The organism is Streptomyces sp. WAC 06738 (genome assembly GCF_003945505.1).
Taxonomy (GTDB): Bacteria; Actinomycetota; Actinomycetes; order Streptomycetales; family Streptomycetaceae; genus Streptomyces.
In genome coordinates this window covers 2,038,917-2,065,747 of record NZ_CP029618.1, presented here as the reverse complement: position 1 = coordinate 2,065,747, position 26,831 = coordinate 2,038,917, and the positions used below count along the sequence as shown (strand labels likewise).

The following is a 26,831-nucleotide window of genomic DNA, read 5'->3' as shown; positions in this document are numbered from 1 at the left end:
GGGGCCGGCCCCGGGTGCCGTACGGAACGGGCGCCCGGGGCCGTACGCGCTACTTGCGGCCGTGCCGCAGCCCGTGCACCGCGGCGATGGCCGCCGCGGCGCCGGCCGAGAGCCCGGCGATGACGAAGCACAGGACGTACGCGTCGACAGTCGGCACCTCGGTGCCGTCGATGACCTGCGCCGCCAGCACGGCCGCGGTCGCGGCGCTGGCGATGCTGCCGCCGGCGGTGCGCACGAGGGAGTTGATCCCGCTGGCGATGCCGCTCTGGTCCATGGGTACGTGCTGGACGGCGAGCGTGCCGAGGGCCGCGTAGGCGATGCCGATGCCGAGGCCCTGGATGCCGCTGAAGATCATGATGTCGAGCGCGGAGTCGTGCATGAGCGCGAGCCAGGCGTACGCGACGCCCGCGATGACCGAGCCGGTGGCGAGGGTCCAGGCGGCGCCGATCCGGGCCTCGATGCGGCCGGAGAGCGCGGAGAAGACCAGCATGGTGAGGGTGCTCGGCAGCATGTACAGGCCGACGTCGAGCACCGAGCCGGTGAGCCCGTAGCCGACCTCGGCCTCGGGGGTCTGGATGAAGTTCGAGATCAGGGTGAAGGCGGCGAACATCGAGAAGCCGAGGAGCAGCGACGCGAGGTTGGCCGAGAGCGACTTGGGGCCGACGAGGATCTGGAGCCGTACGAGCGGCTCGCGCATCTTCAGTTCGACGGCCACCCAGACCGCGCACAGCACGACCGCGGCGGCGAAGAGGCCGAGGATGCGGGCGTCCGTCCAGCCCCACGAGTTGCCCTGGCTGATGCCGATCAGCAGGCTGACCAGCCAGCCGCCGAGCAGGGCGGCGCCGATGAGGTCGGGGCGCCCGCCGGCGCGGCGGCCGGAGTCACGGGTGCAGAAGAGCACGAAGAGCAGTCCCACGGCGGCCATGGCGGCGGCGATCCAGAAGACCGGGTGGTGGGAGTCGGTGTTGTCGGCGATGAGACCGGTGACGAGCATGCCCACGGCGCCGCCGACGCCGAGGGTGGCGCTGACGACGCCGATGGCCGTCGTGACCTTCTCGCGCGGGTAGGAGTCGCGGATCATCCCGATGGCAAGGGGGATGACGGCCGCGGCGGTGCCCTGGAGCGCGCGGCCGACGATGAGGAGGGCGAGCGAGTCGGCTATCGCGCAGATGACGGAGCCGGTGACGAGCAGGCCCATCGTCACCGAGATCATCTTCTTCTTGCCGTACATGTCGCCGAAGCGGGAGAGCAGCGGTGTGGCGACCGCCCCGGCGAGCAGCGTCGCGGTGAAGACCCACGAGACGGCGGCGACCGAGATGTCGAACGTCTGCATGAGCTGGGGGAGCAGGGGCAGCACCAGCGTCTGCTGCAGCGATACGACGAGCCCGGCGGACGCCAGCGCGAGCAGCGTCAGGCCGGGTCCTGAGGACTGTCCCGGCCGGGCGGCGCGGCCGTCCTCGGCCACCGTGGTGGCGGTGTCTGTCATCGGGGTGGACTCCTGCGACGGGAAGTGGATTACTTGACTTACGCAAGCATGTGATACTTAGTTGAGTCAAGCAAATTAAGGTTAAAGTGATCCCCATGTCTGTCCGGCCGCCTGAAGCCACCCACGTCTCCTCGGACGTGGCCGAGATCGAGCGTGCCCTCAGCCGTATCGCCTATCTGAGCAGCCGGGCGCGGCAGCACGACCGGCTGATGGCGCTGGCCGAGGTGCCGCTCGACCGGGCGGCGGTGGCGCTGCTGCGGCAGATCGACGACTCCGAGCCGCTGCGCCTGGGCGAGCTGGCGGACCGGCTCGGGGTGGAGGCGTCGCACGTGACGCGGCAGGTGCAGCAGTTGCAGAAGGCGGCGTACGTGTCCCGCGTCCCGGATCCGGACGACCGCCGGGCGCAGCGCATCCAGCTCACCGACGCCGGGCGCGAGGCGATCGGGCGCATCCGCGCGGTGGCGTGCCGGGGGATGCAGGGGGCGCTGGCGGAGTGGTCGCCGGAGGATCTGCGGACGCTCGCGGAGCTGTTCCACCGGATGGTCGACGACTTCGTCGCGCACGTCGACGAGTGGGCGGCCGAGGTGGAGCAGCTCTCCGGCGGCGGGCCGGACCGGCCGGACCGGGCAGGCGAGGCGGGCGGGGTGGGCGGGGCCGGTCCCGCGAGCCCCTCCGACGGCGGCGCCCCGGAGGGGGCCGGGGCCTGACGGGGGCGGAGACTCGTGTGGACCGGCTTCGGGGTCGTCCATCGCTGACGACTCGTCAGGATCGCCCGGCCCGCGGCGGCGACCGCGTCCCCTTGCCGGGCTTCGGCGGACGGGTGCCGCGCGTGGCCGATCTGCTCCAGCTCGCGCACCGGCTCGGAGGCTGAACCGGGACGTGTCCCGCGATGGCCCCGCCGAACGCCGGCTCTCTGCCGCGGTCACCTGACCCGTGCGGCCGGGGGCTTGACGGCGTGGGGAGGCTCGGCTTCAATCCGGTAATAGGTCCAGACCAATAGCTCCACACCCCCTCCCTGTTCGAGGCGGCCCCATCCCCGGCCGCTGGAAATGTCATGCTCGCGTCATGCATGCCCATGCCGGCGCCGCCCTCGACCGGCCCTGGGCGCCCACCCCACCGCACTGGGAGGACCCGTGCGTATCCGAAACCGCTTAGTCGCCTACCTGAGCGCCGCGCTGCTCGCCGGCGCCGGCGCGGTGGCCCTGCCCGCCCCGGCACAGGCCGCCAACCTGCTGAACGACCCGGGCTTCGAGTCCGGCAGCCTGGCGAACTGGACGTGCGCCGACGGGGCCGGCTCCGTCGTGAGCAGCCCCGTGCACAGCGGCACCAAGGCGCTCGCCGGCGCCGCGAGCGCGAGCAGCAACGCGCGCTGCGCCCAGACCGTCGCCGTCCGGCCCGGCACCACGTACACCCTGTCCGGCTGGGTACGCGGCGGGTACGTCTATCTCGGGGTGACCGGCGGCAACGCCACCTGGACGGCCTCCGCCGCCGACTACACCGAGCTGACCGCGTCGTTCACCACCGGCGCCAACCAGACCAGCGCCGAGGTCTACGTCCACGGCTGGTACGGCCAGGGCACCTACCACGCCGACGACATCAGCCTCGACGGCCCCGGCGGCGAGCCCGACACCGAGGCGCCCGGTGCCCCCGGCACCCCCCGCGTCACCGGCACGAGCGCCACCTCCGTCTCGCTCGCCTGGGACGCCGCCACCGACAACGTCGGCGTCACCGCCTACGACGTCTACCGCGACGGCACCCTCGCCACCACGGTGACCGGCACCACCGCCACCGTCACCGGGCTGACGCCCAGCACCGAGTACGCCTTCACCGTCCGCGCCAGGGACCGGGCCGGCAACGCCTCCCCGCCGACCGCCGCGGTGCGCGCCACGACCGGCAAGGACGGCGGCGGCAGCCCTGCCTTCGTCCAGGCCGCGCCGTACCTCTACCTGGGCTGGGGCAACCCGCCGAGCCCCACCGAGGTGATGAGCGCGACCGGCGTCACGTGGTACACGATGGCGTTCATCCTCGCCCAGAACGGCTGCAACCCGGCGTGGGACAGCCAGCGTCCGCTCACCGGCGGCGTCGACCAGAGCAGCATCAACGCCATCCGCGCGGCCGGCGGCGACGTCGTCCCGTCCATCGGCGGCTGGAGCGGCAACAAGCTGGGCCCCAACTGCTCGACGGCCGAAGCGCTGGCCGGCGCCTACCAGAAGGTGATCGACGCCTACGACCTGAAGGCGATCGACGTCGACATCGAGAACACCGACGAGTTCGAGAACCCCGCGGTGCAGGACCGCATCCTGACCGCGCTGAAGATCGTCAAGCAGAACAACCCCGGGCTGCGGACCATCCTCACCTTCCCCACCCTCAACACCGGTCCCAACTCCTGGGGCAACCGCCTGATCGAGCGGGCCCACGCCCTCCAGGCGGACGTCGACAACTTCACGATCATGCCGTTCAACTTCGGCGGCCACGCGGACATGTACGGCAACACCGTCCGGGCCACCGAGGGGCTGAAGGCCAAACTCACCTCCGTCTTCGGCTGGAGCGACGCCGAGGCGTACGCGCACATCGGCATCTCGGGCATGAACAACACCAGTGACGTGGGCGAGGTCACCACGCCGCAGATCTGGACCCAGATCCGCGACTGGGCCAACTCCCACCACATCGGCCGGATGGCCTTCTGGGCGGTCAACCGCGACCGTCCGAACTGGGAGTTCACCCGCATCACCGCCGGCTTCACCGGCTGAACCACCCGCACACCGCTACGAGTGCGCCGGCACCCCCGGGGTCCGCTCCGGGGGTGCCGCCGCGTCCGCCGCGTCCGCGGGGCGTGCGGCGCGACGGCGCAGGGCGAGGGTGATGAGCAGGGCGAAGGCGACGACCGCGGTGAGCGTCCGCAGGTTGTTGTACAGATCCCAGCGCCGGAGTATCTCCGCGTGGTCCGCGGGGGCCGAGGAGGCGGCCCACTTCTTGATGTCGGAGTTGATCGGGACGTTGCCGAACCGGGTGATGAGGAACGAGGCCAGCGCCAGCAGCGCGGCCCCGGCGGCGAGCAGCCGCTCGCGGCCGCGGTGCAGCGCGGCGAGGGCCAGCGCGCTGAGCGCGGTGAGCGTCATCGCCGTCTGCATCACGGGCGAGTTCATCTTCATCAACTCGGCGTGGAACGACAGGCGGGTCTCCAGCGGCACGGCGTCGAACGTCGGGCCGAGGTTCACCGCGCCGTAGCCGAATGCGCCGGCGAGCAGCCCGGCGGAGAGCAGGGCGACGGCGGTGAGGATACGGATGGGCACGTGCTAACTCCGTGGCGTCGGGGGCGGTTCGGCGGGTGGTGGCGCGGCGTGGGGCCGGGCGGTGCCGGGCGGGGCGGTGCCAGGCCGTGCCGTGCCGGGTGGTCCGGTGTCGCGCGGGGTGGCGCCAGGCGGGGCGGTGCCGGGTGCGTCGGGCGGGGGCGGGGCCGGGGTGTAGCCGGCCTCCTCCACGGCGGTGTCGATGTGCGCCCGCGGCACCGGGCGGTCCGCCCGTACGACCACGGTCTCGGCCGCTATGTCCACGCGCACGTCCGTGACGCCCGGGATCCGGCCGATCTCCTCGCCGACGATGGCCGCGCAGTGGCTGCACACCATGCCCAGCACGGTGTGACGGGTCTCGATCACGAGCCGTCCCCCTCCTTGCCCGTCTCTTCCCCCCGGGGGCTCCTCCCGTCCGCCCCGGGTCCTTGATGGTCCTGCTGAGCTGGTGCGTCCTGCGTATCCGGCCGTCCGGGGCCAGCTCGCCGAAGAGATGGACCTCCGTGGCCGTCCGCCGGCCCCTGCGGTCCGTGGCGTGGATGGTGAAGCGGGCGGCGATCCGCTCCCCGTCCCGCAGCGCCTCGTGCACCTCGAAGGCGAAGTCCGCCAGGTTCTTGCGGACCGGGCGGATGTGCGCCACCAGCCGCTCCCGGTCGATGCGGATCCCGTCGGCCGTCTGCACGATGTCCGGCGTGTAGTACCGGTCGACGACCGGGCCCGGGTCGCTGCCGTCCGCCGTGATCTCCCGCGTGAAAGAGGTGAAGAACTCCGTCATGAACTGGCGGGCTGTGTCTGTCATCTCGCTCCCCCCGGTGGCGGGCGGGCCCGCGCGCACGGCGGCCTGGCACCCGCAGGCGCTATCTCTTACACTCCGTAAGATATAGCGCCCGAGATAACTTTGACAAGGTGTAAGACTTTGCCGTCCAAGGAATCCGGCGGACCCGCCGAGTCCGCGGGCCGCCGGCCCGCCCCGCGCCGCCGCCGCGCCGACGCCGAGCGCAGCAGGTCCGCCATCGTCGACGCCGCCGTCCGGCTGCTCGGCGAGCGGCCCGAGGCCAGCGTCGAGGCCATCGCCGCCGCCGCGGGCGTCACCCGCCAGACCGTCTACGCCCACTACCCCTCGCGCAACGAGGTGCTGTCCGCCGTCTTCGACCGCGTCACCGCGGAGACCGACGCCGCGCTCGACGCCGCCCGCCTCGACGAACTCCCCGCCGCCACGGGTCTGCTGCGGCTGCTCGACGTGAGCTGGGAGATCGCCGACCGCTACCCCGGCCTCCGGCACGCGGAGCCGCCCCCGCGGACCGCCGGCAGGAGGACGAGCAGCACCGGCCGATCACCGACCGGCTGGAGCGGATCGCCCGCCGCGGCCAGGAGTCGGGGGAGTTCGCACGCGACGCCGAGCCGCACTGGCTGGCCGCCGCCACCGTCGCCCTCGGCCACGCGGCAGGGGCGGAGGTCGCCGCGGGCCGGATGACCCCGGCCGCGGCGGCGGAAGCGCTGCGCGTGGGGGTGCTGCGGCTGCACGGGGCGGAGGCGGAAGCGGACGCGGAGCTCTAGCGCCCCGAGGGTGCGTACGGGTACGACCCGCGGCCCGGGCCCGTCGGCCCGGGCCGCGGGGGCCCTTCGCGAGGCCGGGCGCCCCCGTGCTCGCCCGCCCCGCGCGGCGTCGCCCCTCGGCGCCGCCGTCCGTGCCGCCCCCGTCGCGGCCGTCAGGCCTGCTGCCTCCCCGGGCCGTTCCGGCGCTGGTTGTACACCAGTGCGCCGCCCGCGAAGATCACCGCGCCCGCGCCCGCCAGCGCCGCCGGCAGCACCGCCGAGGAGTCGTCGGACGAGGCGGCCAGGTTCGACTCGCCCTCGTTCAGCGTCTCCACCGCCTGCGCCTGCGGCGCCGCCGCGCCGTGGTCGCCGTGCGCGCCCTTGACCGGGTCGGCCTTGGTGTTCTCCTGGCCCGCACCCAGCGCCTTGACCTCGTCCGCCGACATCGCGCCCGGCGTCAGCCCGGTGACCTGGCCGTTGCCGCCGTCGAAGACGACGTCCGAGCAGGAGAAGAAGTTCTCCTGGCTGTCCGAGCGGATCCACTGGATGAACAGCATGTGCTGCCCGCTGCGCTGCGGCAGTTGCAGGTTCCAGTAGTAGTGCCCGCCGTCCGAGCCCGCGCCGCCCGCCTGCGGCGGGTTGGTGACCGTCTGCAGGTGCGTCAGGTCGCCCCAGGCCAGCGTCTTGGACGGGCTCCAGCCGTTGTTGGTGATGTAGACCTCGAACCGGCCCGGGTGGTGCGCCCAGTTGCTGTACTGGAGGTTGATGTTCGCGCCGGAGGTGAGGTGCGTGAGCGGCCAGTCGGTGCGGGCCGCGTTGTACGGCGAGAAGTTGTACGGGCTGCGGTCGCCGGCGCTGCAGAGCTTGCCGTCCGGTACGTAGCCCTGGGCGCGCCCGCCGGCGTTGGAGTCCAGCACGGCGAACCAGTTGTACAGCGGCGTCGTGCCGGCGGACTGCACCGCCGCCTTGCACGCCGGGTTCTGCGGCATCTGCGTGGAGCTGTTCGCGATCAGATCCTTGTAGCACAGGAACGTGCGCGAGCCGGGCACCATCGCGACGCCGTGGGCCGACGCGGGTGTGGGCACCGCCAGCGCGGCGGTCGCGACGCCCGCGACCCCGGCGAGTGCGAGCGTGCGCCGGAGCCGGAGTGATCGTGCGGCGCGGACGAGTCGTTGGACAGCCATGGTCTGGTCTCCTTCGGGTTCTCCCTGAGCGCTGACGCGAGAGCCCGCGACTTCGGTGCGCGTGCCGGGCCGCCGGGCCGTCCCGGAGCACGGGGCTCGGGCCCGGGGCCGGGGCGGGCGACCGACCTGGCAGGGGGTCTCACGTTCGTCGTGAACAGGTCAATGGGAGCGCTCCCATTGACGGTAGCGCGGGATTACACGGCTGTAAACGGAATGTGCGCCCGCGTGTCGACATCTCTTCCCCTCCTGAGGGCATGGACCGGCCGGCGGCGTTGTTGCCGATCACGACAGCCCGCCGTGAACAGGAGAGACACATGCCCGAGATCCGCGACGCCCAGGTCGTCGTCTTCGACGTCCTCGGCACGCTCGTCGACGAACCCGGCGGGCTGCGCGCGGAGATCCGCGCCGCCGCGCCCGCCGCCGACGACACGGCGGCCGGCGAACTCCTCGCCCTGTGGCAGCGGCACGTCGAGACCGAGCAGGCGCGGATGGCCCGGGGCGAGCGCCCGTACGCCGACAGCGAGACCGTCGACCGCGAGGCCGCCGAGCTGGTGGCCGCACGCGCCGGGGTCACCGACCCGGCGGCCGTCGCCCGGCTGGCCACCGCCACCCGGCGGCTGCCCCCGTGGTCCGACTCCGCCGCCGGACTCGACCGCATCGCCCGGCGCTTCCCCGTCGCCGGGCTCTCCAACGCCTCGGGCCCCGCGCTGCTCCACCTCGCCGCGCACGGCGGGCTGCGCTGGCACCAGGCTCTGTCGGGCGCGGCGGTACGGGCCTACAAGCCGGCGCCCGAGGTCTACGGGCTCGCCGCCCAAGCCGCCGACTGCCCGCCCGAGCGGGTGCTGATGGTCGCCGCCCACGCCTGGGACCTGCGGGCGGCGCAGGAGAACGGGCTGCGGACGGCGTACGTCCCGCGGCCGGCCGGTGATCCCCCGGCGGCGACGGACGCGTTCGACTGGCACTTCGACGGGATGGACGGCCTCGTCCGGGCACTGACGGCGCAGTAGGGCGCACGGCGGGGCGCGTCGGCGGAAAGGCGTGGCGCTACGGGTGGGCCCGTAGCGCGCAGACGGTGGGCATACCCGCGACCGGACGGCAGCCGGGTGGCGGATGTGCCGCAGCGCGCGCTGCGGCACATCCGCCGTCGCTCCTACGCCGCCGCAAGCGCACTCCGCAAGTCCTCACAGGTCCCACTCGGCGCACCCGCCCCGTGAGGGGCGCGCGGCGCCGGGTGCGCTTCCGTGACCCGCGGCAAGGCCGGGTTCTGCCTGTTCGGCGGGGCCGCGATGGGCCACGATCTCCCTGGCGGCTCATGTGCCCGCCGGGGGGCGGGTGTTCCGGGACCCCTCCCGGCTCCGGTGCCGAAAGATGGGGACGGCCCGCCGGTGGCTCGCCCGAGAAAGGGATCACGATGGAAGCGTTTCCCCCGATGCCCAGCGAGCCGCCCGCCGAACCCGAACGGGGCGCCGGCTCCGGGCAGCAGCCCACCGAACCCGACATCCTCGCGTTCGGCCCCGACCGCCCGGTGTTCGAGCTGGCGCCCGTGCCCGTACGGGCCAGGGACCCGTACGCCGTCGGGCTCGCCAACGCCTCGCTGCTGGGCATCGGTTACGGGATGCTCCGCAGGCCGCGGATCGCCTTCGGCGCCGCGGGCGTGTCGGTCATGCTCGTCATCCTGCTGGCGACGGCCGGACGGAACGCATGGTTCCAGGCCGTCGTGCTGGCGTGGTGGATAGGCGTCACCGTGCACGGCTGGTATCTCGCCGGGGGCCGCCTGCCCCGCCGCGGCGCCGCCGCGCCGGAGGCGTCCGCGCAGGCCACGGAGGTACAGCCGGCGGAGCCCGCGCAGCCCGTCGCAGCCGCGCACGCCGCGGAGCGCGAGCCCGCCGACGCGCCCCCGCCCCCCTCCGCACCCCCCGTCCTCCCCGCGAACGTGCGCCGCGACCGCCTCATCGCCCTCCTCGTCGCCGCTCCCGTCCTCCTCGCCTGCACCGCCCTGCGCCTCGACGCCTCCCGGATCGAGGGCAACGCCGCCGACGCCCACCGCGCGGGCGAATGCGCCCAGGCCGTCTCCGACCTCGAAGGACTCTGGTTCGGCCACCGCCTCGCCGACGCCCCGCTGACCGCCCGCGCCGAGGATGGCACCGAGGCGTGCGAGCTGCTGCTCAAGGCCGAGCGCCAGGCGGAGGACGACCGCATACGCGGCGCCCGCACGCTCAAGGCGTACGCCGACCACCCCGGCGCGCTCTGGGACGGCGCCGCCGGCCGCCGGGCCGACCTCCTCCTCGCCCAGGCCGAGGACGAGCTGGACGCCGGACTGACCGGCGACACCGACGCGCTGAGCGCGGGTTTCGGCCATCTCGCCACCGTCCTCGACGAGTACGCGGGCGGCGACGCCGAAGGCGGCGAGGACCGCAGCGGCGACGTCGACAAGGCGCTCGACGGGTTCCTCGGCGCGCTCCCCACCGACGACGCCTGCCAGACCAAGGAGGTCACCGACTGGCTCGGCGCCCATGAGACCGGGGACGACGGCCTGGCGCGCGCCGCCGACGTCGTGCCCGAGGTCGCGCCCGCCGCGATCGTCGACTGCGGCGACGCGCTGATGGCCGACGACACCTGGAAGCAGGCCCGCACGCAGTACGAGCAGCTCCTCGACGAGTACCCCGACAGCGAGCTGGCCGGTGCGGCGAAGGACGGGGTCGAGCGCGCGGACCTGGCCATCCAGCTCGACAAGGTGCGCGGCCTGCTGAAGCCCGGCGAGTACGGAGAGAAGCCCGCGTACTGCGACAACCCGGCCCCGTACCGCGGCGCCAAGCCCTACCGCGGCGAAGGACCGCACCGCGCGATGCTCATCGGCCAGGGCAAGCACCGCTCGAAGCTGCCGTCCTCCTGGCTCGCGAAGGACCCCAAGGACGCGGTGGCGATCATCTGCGCGGGCTCCTCGAAGCACGGCGCCACGGTGGCGAACTGCCCGTACGAGGACGACCTGGCCATCGGCGGCTCCGTCAACGTGGCCTTCAAGAACCGGGAGATCCCCGTCCGGGTCTACGAGCTGCGCACCGGCAAGCTGGCGAAGAAGACCACCGTCGAGATCGGCGGCGCCAGTTGCCCGGCCGTGCTGGAGTACACGTACTACGGCGTCGACACCGGCCCGCCGTCCGAGGTGTACGTCAAGTCCTCGGAGTCCGACGTGCGCGCGGGCTACGAGCCGCTGATCTATCCCTGAGGGCCACCCCTGAGGGCCGGGTCCGGTCCGGGTCGGTGGCGGCCGCCCCGGACCGGCCCGGCTGAACGCCGGCCGGTGGCAGGCGGGCTCAGTTGGTCGCCAGCGCGTACGCCAGGTCGGGGACGAACTGCCCCGCCCGCGCCGCGCAGCCGTCCGCCTCGCCGGGCGGCTTGACCCACAGCAGCGCGTCCACGGCGTCGTCGCCGGTCGTGAGCGTCGGTTCCGCGCCCAGCGCGCGGCCCGAGGGGTCGCACCACTGGCCGTTGGAGCCGTTGCCGTTGCGGCTGGTGTCCACGACCAGGCTGAGGTCCGGGTCGCCGAGCGCGGCCAGGATCTGCTTGCCGTACGCCACCTCCTGCGCCGTGGTGCGGAAGTTGGAGACGTTGGTGAACACGCCGTCCGCCTCCGCGACCCCGGACGCCGCCAGCCGGGCGGCCTGGTCGCCGGGGGAGTGCCAGGCGGAGTGGCCGCCGTCGAGGTAGACGTGGGTCTGCGGGCCCGCGGCCTTCAGGGTGGTGACGGCCTCCCCCAGCGCCGCGTGCCGGGCGTCGCGGCCCGCCTGGTCGAGGCAGTCCTCCAGGGCGAGCGCGTCGGTCTCCAGGATGATCACGACGGGGTGGTCGCCGAGGCCGGCGGCGATGAGCCGGATCCAGTTCTGGTACGAGGGGAGGTCGGGGGCGCCGCCGGAGCTGGCGCCGCCGCAGTCGCGGTTGGGGATGCCGTAGACGGAGAGCACGGGCAGGGCGTCGCCGGCGGCGGACATGTAGCCGGCGACCTCCTGCTGCACGGTGCCGGGGTTGTACTGGGAGAGCCAGCGGGCCTGCGGCTGGGAGGCGATGCGGTCGGCGATGACCGGCTGCCGCCAGTCGCCGGGGTTGGCCGCGGTCCACCGCCGGACCTGGGAGTCGGGGTCGACGTACAGGGGGCCGGGCAGTGCGGCGGAGGCGTGCGGGGCGGCGGCGGCCCCGGAGTCCGGCTCGGCCGCACGTGCCGCCGGGGCCACCGGGGCCGCCGGTGCCGCGGTGGCGAGGCCGGCGAGGGCCAGGCCGGCGCCGAGGAGGCCGGTGAGTGCGGTGCGGCGCCATCGGCGCAGGATGCGTACGCGCATGGTGGTCCGTCCTTGTCGCGTCTGCCGGAGACGGGGGTCTCCGGGTGGGAGGTGTGCGGTTCTGGGAGCGCTCCCATGCGCTGCCGGAGCATAGTGGCGGACCGCCGGGTTGGAAACACCGCCCGCGCGCGGGACGACGGCGCGTGGGACGTACCTCACGACGGGAGGCCCGCGGGATCCGGGTTACAGTCGACCGGTGAACGTGGGAGGACCCGGGGATGAAGCCGTCGGCTGCCCGCTGACCGCCGTCGCCGCCAGGTACCTGCCCCGGCTGTCGGAGTTCGCTTTCGAGCCGGGGCTCGTCGCGGCCGTCGACCAGCACGCGGCCGCCGTACGCGACGCGATCGTGCCCCGGCAGCGCCGTCCCTGGCACGACCTCCTGCCGCAGCGGATCGAGCGCGTCTGCGCGCCGCAGCGGATGCGCCGCGAGGATCTGACGGACTATGTGGTCGGGTTCACCGACGTGCTGGCCGAGAGCGACTGGCGCGAGCCGGTCGGCTACGACTTCGCGGTGCTGCGGCTGACGGCGGTCTGCTGGCTGATCCGCGAGTACGACCTCCTGTCGGGCTGACCCGGCGAAGTCCCCCGTACGACTCCCCGCCGCACGGGCGGGTGAACGCGGCCCGCCGCCGGATTGCGCTGTCCTGTGTGTCCCGTATCGTCACGAATGCCCCCGTGACCAGGAGGGACCGTGCCCGAACCCCAGCCCGTGCTGGCCCCGCCCGCCACCGCCGCGGTGTTCCTCGTCGTCACCGTCGCGCCCGGCGGCGAGGACACGATCCGCGACGTCCTCGAAGACCTCCCCGCGCTCCAGCGCGCCGTGGGCTTCGGCGCCCCCGACGACGATCTGACGTGCGTCGCGGGCATCGGCGCCGCCGTCTGGGGCCGGCTCTTCCAGGGCCCGCGCCCGGCAGGGCTGCACCCGTTCCGCGAGCTGGCGGGCGAGCGCCACCGCGCCGTCGCCACCCCCGGCGACGTGCTCTTCCACATCCGCTCCCGGCGCATGGACCTCTGCTTCGAGCTGGCCAGACGGCTGCGCGCCCGGCTCGGCGACGCCGTCGCGGTCGCCGACGAGGTGCACGGCTTCAAGTACTACGACATGCGCGACCTGCTCGGCTTCGTCGACGGCACCGAGAACCCGGTCGGACGGGCCGCCGGCGCCGCGGTCTTCACGGGACCCGAAGACCCGCGGTTCGCCGGCGGCAGCTACGTGATGGTGCAGAAGTACGTGCACGACCTCGACGCCTGGGAGGCGCTGAGCACCGAGGAGCAGGAGCGGGTCATCGGGCGCACCAAGCTGGGCAACACCGAGCTGCCGGAGGGCGTGCAGCCGGAGGACTCGCACGTCGCGCTCAACACGATCACCGGCCCCGGCGGCGAGGAGCGCCAGGTCGTACGGGACAACATGCCGTTCGGCTCCGTCGGCGAGGGCGAGTTCGGCACGTACTTCATCGGCTACGCGCGCGAGCCCGGGGTGCTGGAGGAGATGCTGGAGAACATGTTCCTCGGCCGCCCGCCCGGGACGTACGACCGGATCCTGGACTTCTCCACGGCCGTGACCGGCTGCCTGTTCTTCGCCCCCGCGGCCGGCTTCCTCGACGACCTCCCCGCCCTGCCGGCCGCCCTCGGCGCGGCGGCGGCCGCCGTTGCGGACCCCGTCGCCCCGGCCCCCGTACCCGACCCGCAGGGCGCCGGTGACGGCTCGCTGGGGATCGGCGGCCTCAAAGGAGCACCCGCACGATGAACAACCTGCACCGCGAACTCGCTCCGATCACCCAGGCGGCCTGGGCGGAGATCGAGGAGGAGGCCCGGCGCACCTTCCGCCGCCATGTCGCGGGCCGTCGCGTCGTCGACGTCACCGGGCCCGAGGGCCCGGAGCTGGCCGCCGTCGGCACCGGGCACCTGGAGGAGATCGCCCCGCCCGCGCCCGGTGCGACGGCGCGGCTGCGCGCGGCGCAGTCGCTGATCGAGCTGCGGGTGCCGTTCACCGTCAGCCGCGACGCCGTGGACGACGTGGAGCGCGGCTCCCGGGACTCCGACTGGCAGCCGGTCAAGGACGCCGCCCGCACCGCAGCGTTCGCCGAGGACCGGATGATCGCCGACGGGTACGCGGCCGCAGGCGTCGAGGGACTGCGCACGCGCAGCTCGCTGCCCGAGCTGAGCCTGCCCGCCGAGGTCCGCGACTACCCCGACACCGTCAGCCGGGCACTCTCCGCGCTGCGGCTGGCCGGGGTGGACGGCCCGTACTCGCTGCTGCTGGGGGCGGACGCGTACACGGCGGTGAGCGAGACCGCCGACCACGGCTATCCGGTCGCGCAGCACATCTCCCGGCTGCTGGACGGCGAGCTGATCTGGGCTCCGGCGATGACCGGCGGGCTCGCGCTCTCCACCCGCAGCGGCGACTTCGAGCTGCGCCTCGGCGAGGACCTGGCCATCGGGTACACCGCGCACGACGCGAAGACGGTGCAGCTCTACCTGCACGAGACGCTGACGTTCCTGACGTACACGGACGAGGCGATCGTCGTCCTACGGGCGTGAAGGACGGGCGCGACGAGGCCGACGACGTCCGGGGCGACGGCCGCGACGGCGCCCGGGGCGACGGCCGCGACGGCGCCCGGGGCGAGGGCCGCGACGGCGCCGGGGGCGGTGACCGGGACCCCCGCGCGCAGGGCCGCCGCCGGGATCCGCTGCTCCCCTGGCTGCGCGAGGCCGTACCCGTGGCGATCATGGTCGTCGCGTACTTCCTGCTGCCCCTGCATCTCCTGGGCGCGGAGCGGCCCGAGCTGAGCTGGACGCTCTTCGTGCTGGCGCTGGGCGCGGTGACCCTGCTGCTGCTCCGCGAGATCCGGGCGGTGCTGATGGACGTGCCGCACGCCAGGCCCGGGGTCACCATCCCGCTGCTGATGATCGCCTCGCTCCTCGTCTTCTCCGCCGCGTACAGCTCGATCGCCCGGCAGTCGGGGGAGTTCCACGGGCTGCGGACCCGGGTCGACGCGCTCTACTTCACGGTCGCGACCGTGGCGACCGTCGGCTACGGCGACATCACCGCGCAGGGGCAGACGGCCAGGATCCTGGTGATGGGGCAGATCACGTACGGCTTCATCTTCCTCACCGCCGCCGCGACCGCGCTGAGCCGCCGGCTGCGCCGGGCGCTCGGGGAGCGGCAGACGCCGGACGGGCGGCGGCACGGCCGGGGGCGGCGCGGGCGGCGGCACGGCGACCGGCGGCGCGGCGGCGGTACGGGGCCGGGCGGCGGCCGGCCGGACGGGGGCGCCGGCCGGGGCACGGGGCGGGCCTGAGGCGAGGCGCGGGGCCCGGGCGCGTGCGGCGCCGGGGCCACGGGGCGTTCACCCGTACGGCCGTCACGGGATCGTCCGCCCCGGGCCGCGGCGTGATGCTGGGACTCCTGGCCACCCCCCGGCGGCCCTCGGTAAGGAGTGTGTTCCGATGACCTCCCCCACCGCCTCCTCCCACGGCACGACGTCGTCGAGCCCCACCCCACCGCACCGCGGCGGCAGCCCCTGGGCGACAGGGGGCACGGTGTTCGCCGGGGTGATGATGCTGGTGTACGGCGTCCTCGCCGTGTTCCAGGGCATCGCGGGCATCGCCCACGACGACGTGTACGCCCGGCAGGGCGACTACGTGTTCAAGTTCGACCTGACGACCTGGGGCTGGATCCACCTGATACTCGGCGTCGTCGTCGCCGCGGCGGGCCTGGGCATCCTCATGGGCAACGAGTGGGCCCGGCTGCTGGGCGTCGCGCTGGCCGCCCTGGCGGTGATCGCCAACTTCGCGTGGCTGCCGTACCTGCCGGTGTGGGCGATCGTGAACATCGCCATCGGCGTCTTCGTGATCTGGGCGCTGTGCACCGACCGGTCCCGCTCGCTCGTCTGAGGCTGCGCGGACCGCGGCGGCCCCGGCGGCGGGCGCCTCCGCTCCCCCCTGCGGAAGCGCCCGCTCCGGCCGGTACGGTGTGACACCTTTCCACGCGGCGACGCTGAACAACGGGAGCCCCGTCGTGTGGAGGTGTGCACCGTCAGCGCCGCAGACATGAACAACGGTTTCCACGAGCCGGCCCACCGCGCCCGCGATCTGGTCGCGTTCCTCCGCGAGCGGTACGCGGAGCAGCGCAGGACCGCCGTCGAGCAGCGGTTGCAGCACTGGCAGCGCGAGGTCGCCGAGCTGAACGCCAAGCAGGCCGTCGTGGACCACTGCGAGCGGTGGACCCTCATGGCCGACGAGGCGGGCCGCAGGATCGCGGAGCGGTCCGCCGCCGGGCTCGGCGTCGAGCCGGCCGAGGCGCTGGAGGCGGCCCGGCTGGACGGCTGCGCGACGGCGGTGATCCACGTCGTGGCGACGCTGGCGCTGCCGTTCCAGCGCCACCCCGGGTACCGGGAGGCGTGGCGCCCGCCGCCGGTGCCGTAGGGCGTGGCGGGGTCAGCCGCCGGAGCGGCCGAGGAGGGTGCGTACGCCCGCGGCGCTCAGGGTCAGCGCGCCGGGACTGCCGGTGTCGATGGTCAGATACACCTCGTCCGACGGCCAGGCGTTGGCCAGCAGCACCAGCGGCAGCTTGCGGTACTTGTCGACGGAGGGCAGCGCGTACCCCATCCGGGACTCGGACGTGAAGACGGGCACGAGCCGGTCGCCGTTCGGCTGCTCCATCACCGGCAGCATCATGCTCTCCTCGGCGCCGGCCCGCTCCTGCTCCGCGCTCTCCTCCTGCTGACCCGGTCCTTCGTCCGGCACGGGCACGAGGACTTCGCTGTGGGCCAGCGCGTGCAGCGCCGCCGGGTCCTTGGCGTCGGTCGCCAGTGCCTCCAGCGCCCGCTGAGTGGTCGAGGGGTCGCTCCCCTGCGGTGCCTCGGTCATGGTCCTTCGCTTCCTCCGGTGTGCCGCGGCGCGCAGTCCCTTCCGGCCCGCCCGCGGCATTGCCTACCCCGTACAGCGTCGAACGTGCCGCCGCTGTCACTCCCGGAGCGGGTGACGGAGCCGTTCCGGGTGTGCGCGCGGCCCGGAGGGACCATAATCCGGGCGATGAGTGACCCCGGGGGCCAGGCACGACCCGATCCCAGAGCCGGTCACCGGCTCGCGCTGCACACCGCCGCCAAGAGGTTACGGACGGAGTTCCAGGGGGTGTTCGGCGAGCAGACCATCGAGCGGTTCCTGTACGGCGCGTACGGGGACATAGCGGTACGCGGCGCCCCGCCGGACGACCTGCCGCGCCTCACCGAGCGCTACGCGCGCCGCCGGCTGCACGCGCTGGCCCGGGTGGAGGGGGTGAGCGGCGACGGGCGGCCGGTCGTGCTCTTCCTCTGCGTGCACAACGCCGGGCGCAGCCTGATGGCGATGGGCCTGACGGCCCGGCTGGCGGGGAACCGCGCGGTGGCCTGGTCGGCGGGCTCCGCGCCCGGCACCTCGGCCAACGCGGCGGCCGTGGCCGTGATGGGGGAGCGGGGGATCGACATCTCCGGCGAGTTCCCCACGGCGTGGACGGACGAGGTCGTCCGGGCGGCGGACGTGATCGTCACGATGGGCTGCGGGGACGCCTGCCCGGTGTTCCCCGGCAAGCGGTACGTGGACTGGCCGCTGGCCGATCCGCGCGGGTGGGCGGTGGCGGAGGTGCGGCCGCTGCGGGACGAGATCGAGCGGCGGGTCCGCAAACTCCTCGCGGACCTGGGCATACCGCCCCGCGGCTGACGGCGGCGGACGGCCGCGCCCGCCGGTTCCGTACGCCCGCCCGGGCGCGCCCGGTTCACCCGAAGGGCGGGCGGTGGCGCGCGTGTTGGTCTGCGGGCCCGCCGCCCGACCTGCGGATCATGGTGGGGCCGCCGACCGCCGAGCGCGAAGGGCCCCACCGTGAAGCGAACCCCCACCGTGACGCGAACCCGCACCGTACGCACGGCACTTGCCGTCCTCGTCGCCGCCGCGGGGCTGGCCGGCGGCGTCCCCGCCGCGGCGGGCGCCGCCGGGCACCCCGACCCCGCGACCCGCCCCTCGGCCGTCCACCCCCGGCCACCGGCCGCGCGGCCCCCGTGCCCGCGCCCGCCGTGGGGGCCTCCCTCCGGGCCGCGCCCGTCTGCACCGGCGAGCGGTTCGGCGACGCCCGGCTGGGCCCGGAGCACCTGCCGGGCCGGTGGGAGCCGCGGGTGGGGCCGCTGCTGCAGGGCTGGCATCCCACCGGTTCGCTCACGCCGGCCGCGTTCCTGGAGAAGTACTGGACGGGCCCCGCCGAGGGCGGCACCTGGAAGTACCCGCCGAACGACGGCTTCGCCGAGGTCAACGGCACCGTCGACCGGGAGGCGACGCGGCTGGAGGCCGGGCAGCTCCTCGACCGCTTCGGCTCGGAGTACGGCGGCTACCTCGCTCCCGCCGGCGACCGCTACGCCGAGCGCGCGCTGCCTCCGCAGAACCTCAACACCCGCGATCCCGACGCCCCCTGCGACTACCGCGTCTACCAGGTCACGAAGCCGTTCTGGGTCTGGCAGGGGGCGGTCGCGCCGTGGTTCGAGCAGCCCGGCGGGGGCGAGCAGATCAAGCTCGACCCGGTCTTCCTCGACCCGGGCGAGGGGCAGCGGCTGAACGTCACCTGGCTGCTGGAGCACGGCTACCTGGCGCCCGCGTAACGCCTTGTGCCTGTGCGACGCCCGGCGGTCCCGGCAGGCCCGCAGGCCGGCTGACCGGCCGGCCCGCGGGGACGGCGCGGCGTCAGTCGTGCTCGGAGACGAGGACGGCGACCGTGTCCGGCGCCAGGGCCTCGAAGACGTGCGGGACGTCGGCAGGGTACGAGGTGTAGTCGCCGGGCTCCAGGTCGACCGGTTCTTCCGCCACGCCCACGCGCGCGTGCCCGCTGCTGAGTATCACGTGCTCCACGACGCCGGGTGAGTGCGGATCCGAGCGGCGCGGGACGCCGGGCTGGATGGTGACGAGGTAGATGTCCCGGCGGGCGTGGGCGGGGGAGGAGGCGAGCAGCGTCGCCGCGTAGTCGGCGTGCTCGGAGGGCACGGACGGGCCCTCGCCGCGGCGTATGACCTGCACTCGCGGGCGGGGCGGCTCGACCAGCCGGGAGAAGGGCACGTCGAGCGCGACGCTGAGGGCCCACAGGGTCTCCACGCTCGGGTTGCCGGTGCCGGATTCGAGCTGGGAGAGCGTCGACTTGGCGATGCCCGCGCGGCGGGCCAGCTCCGTCAGCGTCAGCCCCGTACGGCGGCGCTCGCGCTGGAGCGACGCCGCGATGGCGTCGAGGGGGGCTCCTCCGCTCGGGACCATGGCACGCTCCGTTCGCTTCGTCGGTCGTTTATTCGACTTGACGAACAGAGTAGCGGATGTTCAGCATGGCAGTCATGCGTTCGATATGGCGAACCCTGCGCGGCGACCTCGCCCGCGACATCGCGCTCGTCTGCGCCGCCGACACCCTGGTCGGCGTCTCGTTCGGGGCCATCGCGGTCGGCGAGGGGCTGCCGCTGTGGCTGCCGGTGCTGCTGTCGGTGGTGGTCTTCGCGGGGGCGGCGCAGTTCATGTTCGTCGGCATCGTCGCCTCCGGTGGTACGGCGCTGGCGGCCGTGGCGGCCGGGCTGCTGGTCAACGCGCGGCACGTGCCGTTCGGCTTCACCGTCGGCGACGCGCTGGGCGGCGGGAGGCTGCGGCGGCTCGCCGGCAGCCATCTGATGATCGACGAGACCGTGGCGTTCGCCCTGGCCCAGCGGGACCCGGTGCGGCGGCGTGCGGCGTACTGGGCGTGCGGCGTGGGGCTGTTCGTCTGCTGGAACGCGGGGGTGGTGCTCGGTGCCCTGGGCGGTACGGCGGTGAGCGACACGGACGCCTTCGGACTGGACGCGGCGTTCCCCGCGGTGCTGCTCGCGCTGGTACTGCCGTCGCTGCGCGAGGCGGGTACGCGGCGGGCGGCGCTGGTGGGGGTGGGCGTCGCGCTGGCGGCGGCGCCGTTCCTGCCGGCGGGGGTGCCGGTGCTGCTGGCGCTGGCGGGGCTCGCGGTGGCGGGGACCGGTGGTGAGAGGGCGCGGAAGCAGGGGAGCGGTGCGGTGGCGGAGGGCGGTCCGGTGAGCGGCCGAGTGGCTGAGGGAGGCGTGCCGGGGGGCGGCGCGCCGGGCGGCGGTGACGACGAGCCCGGGACCGGTTCGTACGACGAGGAGCGGGTGCCGTGAGCACGACGACCCTGGTGCTCGCCGTCTTCGTGCTCGGCGCCGGCACGTTCGCCTTCCGCTTCGCAGGACCCGCGCTCCGCTCCCGCGTGCGGCTGGAGCCGCGGGTGGAGCGGCTGATGACGGTCGCGGCCATCGTGCTGCTCACCGCTCTGGTCGGCACGCAGGCGCTGCTGGACGACGGCGGCTTCGCGGGGGTCGCGCGGCCGGCGGGCGTCGCGGTCGGCGGCGTCCTGGCATGGCGGCGGGCGCCGTTCGTGGTCGTGGTGGTCGCCGCGGCGGCCACGGCGGCGCTGCTGCGGCTGGTCGGCGTCGACTGACCTGCCGCCGTCGGCGGCAAGCCGCCCGTGCCCTACGGTCCGGCCGCCCCCGGTGCCGTACGGGCACGGGGGAGGCACGGGGGTCCGGCCGGGTGTCAGACGGGGTCGAGGGGGCCCAGGAGCCAGCTTCCGGCCGAGGCGGGGTCGTCGTCGAAGTAGTAGTCCCTGATGGCCGCGAGCAGATCGGCGGTGGTGACGCGGCCGTCCCCGTCGGTGTCCAGCCGGCGGAAGACCTCGCGGGCGTCGTGCGCCGGGAGGTTCATCAGCGCGCCCGTCCAGCGCACGTGCTCCTCCTGGTCGAGCGCGCCGTCGCCGTCCACGTCGGCGATCGCCATGATCGCCTCCAGGAACTCCCCGTAGCCCGCGGCGAAGTCCTCCGGCGTCTCCAGCAGCCCGGCGGCGAACGCCGCCGCGTACTCGGCCTGGTCGACCCGCCCGTCCCCGTCCGTGTCCGCGGCCCGTACGAGCCGCTCCCACACCCCGAGGCACAGCTCCTCCACCCGGCGCCGCGCCGGCGAGTCGGGGCCGTGGCCGAACTCCTCGCCCAGTTGCCGGGCGGCGCGTTCGAAGTCCGCGCGGTCGACATAGCCGTCGCCGTCCGTGTCGTACGTGCGGAAGCGCCGCGCGAGCTTCCGCGCCAGGAACGTCGATACCTCCACGAGCCGTCCTCTCCGCAGGAATTGCCGCCGGTGCACGACGCTACGGCCGGTCCACCGGGGCGCACAGGGGCGCCTGGGCGGGCGCACGGTGGCCTGGAGACGGATGGGGAGCCGACCCCTTTACGGAGAGTGAGCAAGGGTTTACGATGAGTGGGTGACGGCGCCGAAGGCCGGCGCGGACCGACGTCACCGGCCAGGGAAAACCGGGGGGTTGCTCGCATGGCAGAACCACTGTCCGCCGCCGTCGTGCTGCGCGCGCTGAAGCGCGAGGGGCTGACGATCGTCGAGCACGGCGAATGGCGCACGCACAATCGCAACGGCGTGGGCCCGTGGGGCCCGGTGCACGGCGTGGTCCTCCACCACACGGCCACGTCCGGCACGGACGACAGCGTCCGGCTCTGCTACCGCGGCAGGTCCGACCTGCCGGGCCCGCTCTGCCACGGCGTCATCGACAAGAGCGGCCGGGTTCACCTCGTCGGCCACGGCCGGGCGAACCATGCGGGCCTGGGCGACGACGAGGTGCTGCGCGCGGTGATCGCCGAGCGGTACGGGGAGCGCCCGCCCTCGCCCAACGAGCAGAACACCGACGGCAATGCACGCTTCTACGGCTTCGAGTGCATCAACCTCGGCGACGGCGAGGACCCGTGGCCCGACGCGCAGGTGGAGGCCGCCGAGCGGGCCGCGGCGGCGCTGTGCCGGGCCCACGGCTGGCAGGCGAAGTCGGTGATCGGCCACAAGGAGTGGACGGACCAGAAGATCGACCCGGTGGGCTTCGGCATGCCGGGGATGCGCGAACGCATCGCCAAACGCCTGGCGGGCAAGCCGGAAGGCGAGCCCCCGGCCCCACCGGATCCCTCAGGCTCCGCACCCTGACCCGTCCCCCGGGAAGCCTCGGCGTGCCGTGCGGGTTGCATGTGGCGAGCACGTACGCCGGCCACCCAGCGGAGGCACCGTGACAGCATCGCCCGCCGAGACGACCGCGCCGCTCGTCGTCCGGGACCTGCCCGCGCCGCCGCCGCTGGTCCACCGGGCGTGGACGGAGGCGGACCTGCTGGCGCGGTGGATCGGTCCGCGGGGCTACACCGTTCCGCGCGACACCGTCACCGTCGAGCCGTACGTCGGCGGCCGCTTCGACTACTGCATGGTCGACGCGGCCGACGACACCGAGGGCGACACGACCGACCGCGGCCGCCACTGGCTCCGTAACCACATCACCGAACTCGCCGCCCCCCACCTCCTCGTCCTCACCTCCGCCCCCATGGTGGAGTACGGCATCCCCGCCCCGGTGAACACCCGCATCTACCTGGCCCCGGCCCCGCCCGGCACCCGCCTGACGTTCACCCGTCCCTACCCACCCGAGCGCCGCCCCACAGCCCGCGCGACATGGACCACGTCGTTCGACAACCTCGAAGCACTCCTGCGCACCCTCACCTGACCCGGGACGAGTCGGTCCGGGGCCCACCCTCCGCAGGTGCGGCGGCGTGTGCGGGGTGCCCCCCGCAGCTCCCCGTCGCCCCCGGCGGAGTAACCGGCGCGCCCGGCGGGGTTGCGGTGCGTCGGCGTGCCCGGCTCGTGCCGCAGCATGCGCAGCATGTACGCGAACCGCTGCACCGGTCCTGCGGCCGGATCCGGCGCCGTTTTCCGGCGACCCCTCGCGTTCCCGACCCCCTTTCACGCCGGCCGATTCGAGAGGCCGGTCGAGTGGGGCCTGCCCGGCGAACGGGTGGCCGCCGGGCTCCGGGGAGCCCTGATCTTCTTCCCGCCGGAGCCCGCCGTCGCCGCCGTCCAGCGCCGCGGCCTCGCCCCCGCCCCCGGCGCGGAGCCCCCGGGCCACCGCCCGGCCGCCACCGCCCTCGCCGAAGCCGTCCGGGGGCCGGGCCGCGGCGTGGCCGCCGCGCCCCTCGTCCTCGCGCCCGCCGCGCTCGCGCTCGTCCTGGGCCTCTGGGGCCTGGGCCGGCAGGGCACGATGTGGCGGGACGAGGCCGTCACGTACGAGATGGCCCACCGCGGCCTGACCGCGCTGTGGCAGACCCTGCCGCACTTCGACGCCGTGCACGGCCTCTACTACCTGCTGATGCGCGGCGTCTTCGGCCTCTGGGACGGCGGTCTCCTCGCGCTCCGGATGCCCTCCGTGCTGGCGACGGCCGCCGCCGCGGCCGGGGTCGCGCTCCTCGGCCGCCGGCTGGCGGGCCCGCGGGCGGGGCTCGTCGCCGGGCTGGTGTACCCGCTGGTGCCGGACGTGCAGCGGTACGCGCAGGAGGGGCGGTCGTACGCGCTGGTCGCCGCCTGCCTGGTCTGGGCCGGCTGGCTCTTCGTCCGCGCCCTCGACGAGCACGGCCCCCGGCTCTGGGCCGGCTACGCCGCGCTGATGCTGGCGGCCGGGCTGCTGCACGAGTTCGCGGTGCTCGCGATGGCGGCCCACGGCGTGACCCTGTGGCTGCGGCGCCCGGGGCCCGTGGCCCGGCGCGGCTGGTGGGTGGCCGTGGGGTGCGTCGCGGTGGGGCTGACGCCGCACGCGGTGCGCAGCGCCGGGCAGTCCGCGCAGGTGGACTGGATCGCCATGCCGGGCCCGGTCGCGCTGCTGAAGTACGCCGCGATCGTGGTCCTCGGCTTCGGGCTCGCCGGGTTCGTCCCGCGCGCCTCGCGCCGCCTCACGCACTTTGCGCTGCCGCTCGCGGTCCTCCCCGGCGCCCTGCTCCTCCTCGCGACGCCGCTGCGCCCGCTCTACGTCGACCGCTACGTCCTCTGCTACGCCACCGGCCTCGCCCTGCTCGCCGGGGCGGCGCTCGACGCGGCGTTACGCGCCGGGGTGCAGGGCCCGGCCCGGGACCGCCACCCCGCCTCCGGCGCCGCGGCCCCGGCCGGGGCCGCGGGACCGCGTACCCGGCGGCGCGTGACGGCCGTGGCCGTGGTCGCCGTCCTCGTCGCGCCGCTGCCGGCGATGTTCCACCTGCGGACGCCCGCCAGCCGGCTGGACGACGTCTCCGCCGTCGCCCGCGCCGTGCAGGCGCAGAGCAGGCCCGGTGACGGGCTGCTGTTCCTGCCCGCCAGGCGGCGCGTGTGGCTGCACGGTGCGCCCGGGGCGTACGACGGGCTCGTCGACCTCGCGCTCGCCGCGCCCGCCGCCGACTCCCGCACCCTGTACGGCGTGGAGCTGCCCGCCGCGCACCTCCGCGCCCGGCTGCTGGCCGCCGACCGGATCGTCGTGCTGCGCGACCCGCCCGGGCAGACGTTCGACGCCGAGCCCGGCGAGGCGGCCAAACGCGCCGTGCTGCGCGAGCACTTCAGGGAGTGCGGGACCCGGAGCGTCCGGGGCGCCCGCGTCTCCCTCTACGCGCGGTCGGGGCTCTGCCGCACCGGCTCCACGTCCGGGTCCGGCTCCACGTCCGGGTCCGGCTCCGCGTCCGCGGAAGCCTCGTCGTCCCCGTCGTCCCGGTCGTTCTCCTCCGAGTAGCGCGGCCGCGGCACCGAGGTGCGGACGAACTCCACCTCCGCGTACGGCGGCGTATGCAGCCACAGCCGCCGCCCCACCGCGAGCCACACCACCCAGCAGAACGCCACCAGTCCCGTCAGTCCCACCAGCGTGTTCGAAAGGAACTCCGTCACCGGCGGATGCTCCACCGTCGCCTTGTCGACCCAGTACGGGCCGCCCCACTTCCAGTCCATCGGGGCGTCCTCGGACGCCTGCGCCCAGATGGTCCAGGCGAATATCCGGCACGCGCCGTAGAGGAAGTAGGCGTGGTAGAGCGCCAGCAGGAAGCGGTCGGAGAGGCCGACGCGGTGGCGCAGCCAGCCCCAGGCGGGGTCCGCGGGGTAGACGTGCTGCCTGAAGTACTTGGCGGTGAGCGAGCGGTAGTTGTACGCGAGCATCGCCAGCCAGAAGAGATCCCAGGCCAGGCCCAGACTGCCGTAGTACGCGGCGGCGTCCCCGTAACGGCCCTCCTGCGCCGCGTACGCCCACATCCCCGTCGAGTAGTGCTGGTCGGTGAAGGGGAAGAAGAGCATCACGCCGACGCTGTCGAAGCAGTCGGTCAGCACGTGCGCCCACTGGCCGATCAGCAGGCCGAGCGCCCACTCCCGGCTCTTGAAGATGAGCAGCACCGCCAGCGCGAGCACCACGCCCCACACCAGCGTGTGGGTGAAGCCGACGCCCGGCCAGCCGCGGTGGTAGTCCCAGGCGTTCTCCGGCTTGAAGGAGAAGCTGCCTATCTCGAAGCCGTAGACGGTGCCCTTGGTGCCCATGTCGGGCAGGAAGCAGCCGAGGAGGATCGCCAGGTACGAGACCTTGACCTTGGTGTGCTTGTGGAGGATGTAGCTCTCCAGCTCATGTGCCGCCCAGCTCACCGGTCTTCCCCCTCGCCGCCTCCGTCGCCGCCGCCTCCGTCGCCGCCGCCTCCGTCGCCGTCCCGGCCGTCGTCCGGCTCGTCGTCCCCGGGGTGCCGCCGGGCGCGTACCTTGTCGACGGCCCAGCCGGTGAGGAGGATCGCCGCGATCGCGACCACCGGGCCGCGGGTCCAGGTGAGAATGCCGCGGGTGAAGATCGCGCCGCCCGCGACGAGGGCGATCACGGCGGCCGTGTAGCCGGCGACGTCGCCGGCGCGGGTGCGGCGTACCGGCCGCAGGAACGCCGGGCGGCTAGGCACCGGCGGTCACCCCCGCGGCGCGGCCCGCCTGCCCGGGGTGAGCCGTCCGTATGTGTACGGGCCCGCCCCCGCGTCCCGTTCCGCTTCCGCGTACGGCCACGCCGTCGCGTATCGCACCCTCACCGTGCACCGCGCCCCACCGTTCCGTCGTCCGCCGGCGCGCCTCCCCGGCCGCGCAGGCCCCCCCTCGGTCGTCCGGGATCTTACGGGATGGGGCACGGTGCCCGACATTCCGGAGTCAGCTCGCGGGCCTCGTCTCGTAGACCAGCAGTTCCGTGCCCGCGGGGGAGGCGCCGTCGTCGGGCGCCGCCCACATGCGCAGTCCTTCGCCGCGCAGCGCCTCCAGCAGCACGGGGTTGCGGGTCGCGACGTGGCCGCCGGTCGACCAGAGCTGCACCGGCACCTCGTGCTCGATGTCGAACGTGCGCAGGTCGATCGTCGCGATGCCGCCCAGCTCGAAGTCGGCGCCGGAGGCGTTCTTGAAGCCGGTGATGCCGGTGCAGAGCATCTTGCGCGAGTCGGCGTACGCGCAGTCCTGGTAGTCGACGAAATGGCTCTGGTTCGTACGCCGCTGTATCTGGCGGCCCTGCCGGTCCCAGGTGTAGAGGGTCCGCGAGCCCCACGAGACGCCGTGCACCTTGCCGGTGCGCGGCTCGGGCACCACGCCGCCGACATGGTCGTCGACCCGGAACTCCTCGGTCACCTTCAGCGTGCGGACGTCGACGCGGTAGACGACGGCGGCGCTGTCGGGCCGGTACTCGGCGACCGGGACCCAGACCGAGCGGCCGTCGGTGTCGATGCCGCCGGGGTGGTACATGTCGCCCTCGCCCAGCGTGATGTCCTCCAGGAGCCGGCCCTTGAGGTCGAGGACGAAGAGGTGGCCGACGCCGCGGCCGGGGCTGCGGTCGTAGCCGTCGACGGGCTCCGGGTAGCGCACCGGCGGTTCGATGACCTCGACGCTGGAGAGGAACAGCCGGTCGCCGACGCGGGTCATGCCCTGCGGGTGGTACGTCTCGAAGTCGAGCGGCAGCTTCTCGACCAGTTCCCACTTGCTGTTGCGGTCCAGCTTCGCGACGGCCTCGACGACGGGGGCGTCGCGCTCGGTCCCGTGGCCGCCGCCGGGCCGCGCGGCGGGGGCGGCGGAGGCGGCGACGGTGCCGAGCAGGGCCGCGGCCAGGGCGGTGACGCCGAGCGTCCTGACGTACCTCATGTGCATCGATCCT

Annotated in this window: 27 protein-coding genes and 3 pseudogenes; 18 read left to right on the top strand and 12 right to left on the bottom strand. The window is 74.5% G+C overall.

What is annotated here, in order from left to right; all coding sequences use genetic code 11:
- Positions 1-49: 49 nt before the first annotated feature.
- Positions 50-1,486 (bottom strand): MFS transporter, encoded by a 1,437-nt coding sequence (locus DMB38_RS08705; protein WP_125934683.1) that lies wholly within the window; start codon positions 1,484-1,486, stop codon positions 50-52.
- Positions 1,487-1,581: 95 nt separating this feature from the next.
- Between DMB38_RS08705 and DMB38_RS08700 the strand changes: the two genes are divergently transcribed.
- Positions 1,582-2,193, top strand: a complete 612-nt coding sequence (locus DMB38_RS08700; RefSeq protein ID WP_240662065.1) for a MarR family transcriptional regulator — start codon at positions 1,582-1,584, stop codon at positions 2,191-2,193.
- A 426-nt stretch (positions 2,194-2,619) separates the two neighbouring features.
- The gene (locus DMB38_RS08695) at positions 2,620-4,236 is read left to right on the top strand and encodes a carbohydrate binding domain-containing protein (RefSeq protein ID WP_125934682.1); all 1,617 of its coding nucleotides are present in this window, start codon (positions 2,620-2,622) and stop codon (positions 4,234-4,236) included.
- Between the two features lie 15 nt (positions 4,237-4,251).
- Here DMB38_RS08695 and DMB38_RS08690 read toward each other — a convergent pair whose 3' ends face one another.
- From DMB38_RS08690 to DMB38_RS08680, 3 genes and pseudogenes are all read right to left on the bottom strand, one after another.
- Positions 4,252-4,779, bottom strand: coding sequence for a DUF1772 domain-containing protein (locus tag DMB38_RS08690; RefSeq protein WP_125934681.1), 528 nt, complete (start codon positions 4,777-4,779; stop codon positions 4,252-4,254).
- A 3-nt stretch (positions 4,780-4,782) separates the two neighbouring features.
- Positions 4,783-5,142, bottom strand: a complete 360-nt coding sequence (locus DMB38_RS37445) for a heavy metal-associated domain-containing protein (protein ID WP_125934680.1) — start codon at positions 5,140-5,142, stop codon at positions 4,783-4,785.
- 148 nt (positions 5,143-5,290) lie between these two features.
- Positions 5,291-5,551: pseudogene (locus DMB38_RS08680) on the bottom strand (nuclear transport factor 2 family protein); the annotation flags it as partial.
- Between the two features lie 141 nt (positions 5,552-5,692).
- Between DMB38_RS08680 and DMB38_RS08675 the strand changes: the two are divergent.
- Positions 5,693-6,250, top strand: a complete 558-nt coding sequence (locus DMB38_RS08675) for a TetR/AcrR family transcriptional regulator (RefSeq protein WP_240662063.1) — start codon at positions 5,693-5,695, stop codon at positions 6,248-6,250.
- Positions 6,251-6,485: 235 nt separating this feature from the next.
- Here the strand turns inward: DMB38_RS08675 and DMB38_RS08670 are convergent, their stop codons facing one another.
- Positions 6,486-7,496: a lytic polysaccharide monooxygenase gene (locus DMB38_RS08670; RefSeq protein ID WP_125934679.1), complete on the bottom strand. Its 1,011-nt coding sequence runs from the start codon at positions 7,494-7,496 to the stop codon at positions 6,486-6,488.
- Positions 7,497-7,810: 314 nt separating this feature from the next.
- Here DMB38_RS08670 and DMB38_RS08665 point away from each other — a divergent pair, with 314 nt between their 5' ends.
- Together DMB38_RS08665 and DMB38_RS08660 are read left to right on the top strand one after the other, a co-directional pair.
- On the top strand, positions 7,811-8,503 hold the full coding sequence (locus DMB38_RS08665) for a haloacid dehalogenase type II (protein ID WP_125934678.1): 693 nt from the start codon (positions 7,811-7,813) through the stop codon (positions 8,501-8,503).
- Between the two features lie 404 nt (positions 8,504-8,907).
- The gene (locus DMB38_RS08660) at positions 8,908-10,722 is read left to right on the top strand and encodes a 2TM domain-containing protein (protein ID WP_125934677.1); all 1,815 of its coding nucleotides are present in this window, start codon (positions 8,908-8,910) and stop codon (positions 10,720-10,722) included.
- A gap of 88 nt (positions 10,723-10,810) precedes the next feature.
- Here DMB38_RS08660 and DMB38_RS08655 read toward each other — a convergent pair whose 3' ends face one another.
- On the bottom strand, positions 10,811-11,830 hold the full coding sequence (locus DMB38_RS08655; protein WP_125934676.1) for a glycoside hydrolase family 6 protein: 1,020 nt from the start codon (positions 11,828-11,830) through the stop codon (positions 10,811-10,813).
- 196 nt (positions 11,831-12,026) lie between these two features.
- Here DMB38_RS08655 and DMB38_RS08650 point away from each other — a divergent pair, with 196 nt between their 5' ends.
- The 6 genes from DMB38_RS08650 (at position 12,027) to DMB38_RS08625 (ending at position 16,255) form a co-directional block, all read left to right on the top strand.
- Entirely contained in the window at positions 12,027-12,401 is a 375-nt protein-coding gene (locus DMB38_RS08650; RefSeq protein ID WP_125934675.1) for a DUF6401 family natural product biosynthesis protein, read from the top strand.
- Between the two features lie 120 nt (positions 12,402-12,521).
- A complete protein-coding gene (locus DMB38_RS08645) occupies positions 12,522-13,574 on the top strand; it encodes a Dyp-type peroxidase (RefSeq protein ID WP_125934674.1) in 1,053 nt (350 codons plus the stop codon).
- Positions 13,571-14,368, top strand: a complete 798-nt coding sequence (locus DMB38_RS08640; RefSeq protein ID WP_125934673.1) for a family 1 encapsulin nanocompartment shell protein — start codon at positions 13,571-13,573, stop codon at positions 14,366-14,368. The genes DMB38_RS08645 and DMB38_RS08640 overlap by 4 nt, the downstream gene beginning before the upstream one ends.
- On the top strand, positions 14,365-15,129 hold the full coding sequence (locus DMB38_RS08635) for a potassium channel family protein (RefSeq protein ID WP_125934672.1): 765 nt from the start codon (positions 14,365-14,367) through the stop codon (positions 15,127-15,129). Before DMB38_RS08640 ends, DMB38_RS08635 begins: the two co-directional genes overlap by 4 nt.
- A 148-nt stretch (positions 15,130-15,277) precedes the next feature.
- A complete protein-coding gene (locus DMB38_RS08630) occupies positions 15,278-15,724 on the top strand; it encodes a hypothetical protein (protein WP_125934671.1) in 447 nt (148 codons plus the stop codon).
- A 156-nt stretch (positions 15,725-15,880) separates the two neighbouring features.
- Positions 15,881-16,255: a DUF6221 family protein gene (locus DMB38_RS08625; RefSeq protein ID WP_240662061.1), complete on the top strand. Its 375-nt coding sequence runs from the start codon at positions 15,881-15,883 to the stop codon at positions 16,253-16,255.
- A gap of 12 nt (positions 16,256-16,267) precedes the next feature.
- On the opposite strand, the gene DMB38_RS08620 is transcribed toward DMB38_RS08625, so the two are convergent.
- Positions 16,268-16,699 carry an SseB family protein gene (locus tag DMB38_RS08620; protein WP_125934669.1) on the bottom strand — a complete coding sequence of 144 codons (432 nt, stop codon included), beginning with the start codon at positions 16,697-16,699 and terminating at the stop codon, positions 16,268-16,270.
- A 165-nt stretch (positions 16,700-16,864) separates the two neighbouring features.
- Between DMB38_RS08620 and DMB38_RS08615 the strand changes: the two genes are divergently transcribed.
- Together DMB38_RS08615 and DMB38_RS08610 are read left to right on the top strand one after the other, a co-directional pair.
- The gene (locus tag DMB38_RS08615; RefSeq protein ID WP_240662059.1) at positions 16,865-17,527 is read left to right on the top strand and encodes an arsenate reductase ArsC; all 663 of its coding nucleotides are present in this window, start codon (positions 16,865-16,867) and stop codon (positions 17,525-17,527) included.
- Positions 17,528-17,877: 350 nt separating this feature from the next.
- Positions 17,878-18,453, top strand: coding sequence for a TNT domain-containing protein (locus DMB38_RS08610; protein WP_240662057.1), 576 nt, complete (start codon positions 17,878-17,880; stop codon positions 18,451-18,453).
- A gap of 82 nt (positions 18,454-18,535) precedes the next feature.
- Here DMB38_RS08610 and DMB38_RS08605 read toward each other — a convergent pair whose 3' ends face one another.
- Positions 18,536-19,096: an XRE family transcriptional regulator gene (locus DMB38_RS08605; RefSeq protein WP_125934667.1), complete on the bottom strand. Its 561-nt coding sequence runs from the start codon at positions 19,094-19,096 to the stop codon at positions 18,536-18,538.
- Positions 19,097-19,170: 74 nt separating this feature from the next.
- On the opposite strand from DMB38_RS08605, the gene DMB38_RS08600 reads away from it, so the two are divergent.
- Complete coding sequence (locus tag DMB38_RS08600) at positions 19,171-19,989, top strand: AzlC family ABC transporter permease (RefSeq protein ID WP_346429497.1); 819 nt, start codon at positions 19,171-19,173, stop codon at positions 19,987-19,989.
- Entirely contained in the window at positions 19,986-20,306 is a 321-nt protein-coding gene (locus DMB38_RS08595; protein ID WP_125934665.1) for an AzlD domain-containing protein, read from the top strand. The genes DMB38_RS08600 and DMB38_RS08595 overlap by 4 nt, the downstream gene beginning before the upstream one ends.
- A gap of 95 nt (positions 20,307-20,401) precedes the next feature.
- Here the strand turns inward: DMB38_RS08595 and DMB38_RS08590 are convergent, their stop codons facing one another.
- Positions 20,402-20,965 carry an EF-hand domain-containing protein gene (locus DMB38_RS08590; RefSeq protein ID WP_125934664.1) on the bottom strand — a complete coding sequence of 188 codons (564 nt, stop codon included), beginning with the start codon at positions 20,963-20,965 and terminating at the stop codon, positions 20,402-20,404.
- A gap of 219 nt (positions 20,966-21,184) precedes the next feature.
- On the opposite strand from DMB38_RS08590, the pseudogene DMB38_RS08585 reads away from it, so the two are divergent.
- The 3 genes and pseudogenes from DMB38_RS08585 to DMB38_RS37655 all read left to right on the top strand — a co-directional run.
- Positions 21,185-21,796: pseudogene (locus DMB38_RS08585) on the top strand (N-acetylmuramoyl-L-alanine amidase); the annotation flags it as partial.
- 121 nt (positions 21,797-21,917) lie between these two features.
- On the top strand, positions 21,918-22,400 hold the full coding sequence (locus DMB38_RS08580; RefSeq protein WP_164715943.1) for an SRPBCC domain-containing protein: 483 nt from the start codon (positions 21,918-21,920) through the stop codon (positions 22,398-22,400).
- Between the two features lie 147 nt (positions 22,401-22,547).
- Positions 22,548-23,471 (top strand): annotated as a pseudogene (locus tag DMB38_RS37655) (glycosyltransferase family 39 protein); the annotation flags it as partial.
- 824 nt (positions 23,472-24,295) lie between these two features.
- Here DMB38_RS37655 and DMB38_RS08570 read toward each other — a convergent pair.
- The 3 genes from DMB38_RS08570 to DMB38_RS08560 form a co-directional block, all read right to left on the bottom strand.
- A complete protein-coding gene (locus tag DMB38_RS08570; protein ID WP_240662055.1) occupies positions 24,296-25,309 on the bottom strand; it encodes a metal-dependent hydrolase in 1,014 nt (337 codons plus the stop codon).
- On the bottom strand, positions 25,306-25,608 hold the full coding sequence (locus tag DMB38_RS08565; protein WP_125934661.1) for a hypothetical protein: 303 nt from the start codon (positions 25,606-25,608) through the stop codon (positions 25,306-25,308). The genes DMB38_RS08570 and DMB38_RS08565 overlap by 4 nt, the downstream gene beginning before the upstream one ends.
- Positions 25,609-25,846: 238 nt before the next feature.
- Complete coding sequence (locus tag DMB38_RS08560) at positions 25,847-26,818, bottom strand: DUF6454 family protein (protein ID WP_125934660.1); 972 nt, start codon at positions 26,816-26,818, stop codon at positions 25,847-25,849.
- Positions 26,819-26,831: the final 13 nt, after the last annotated feature.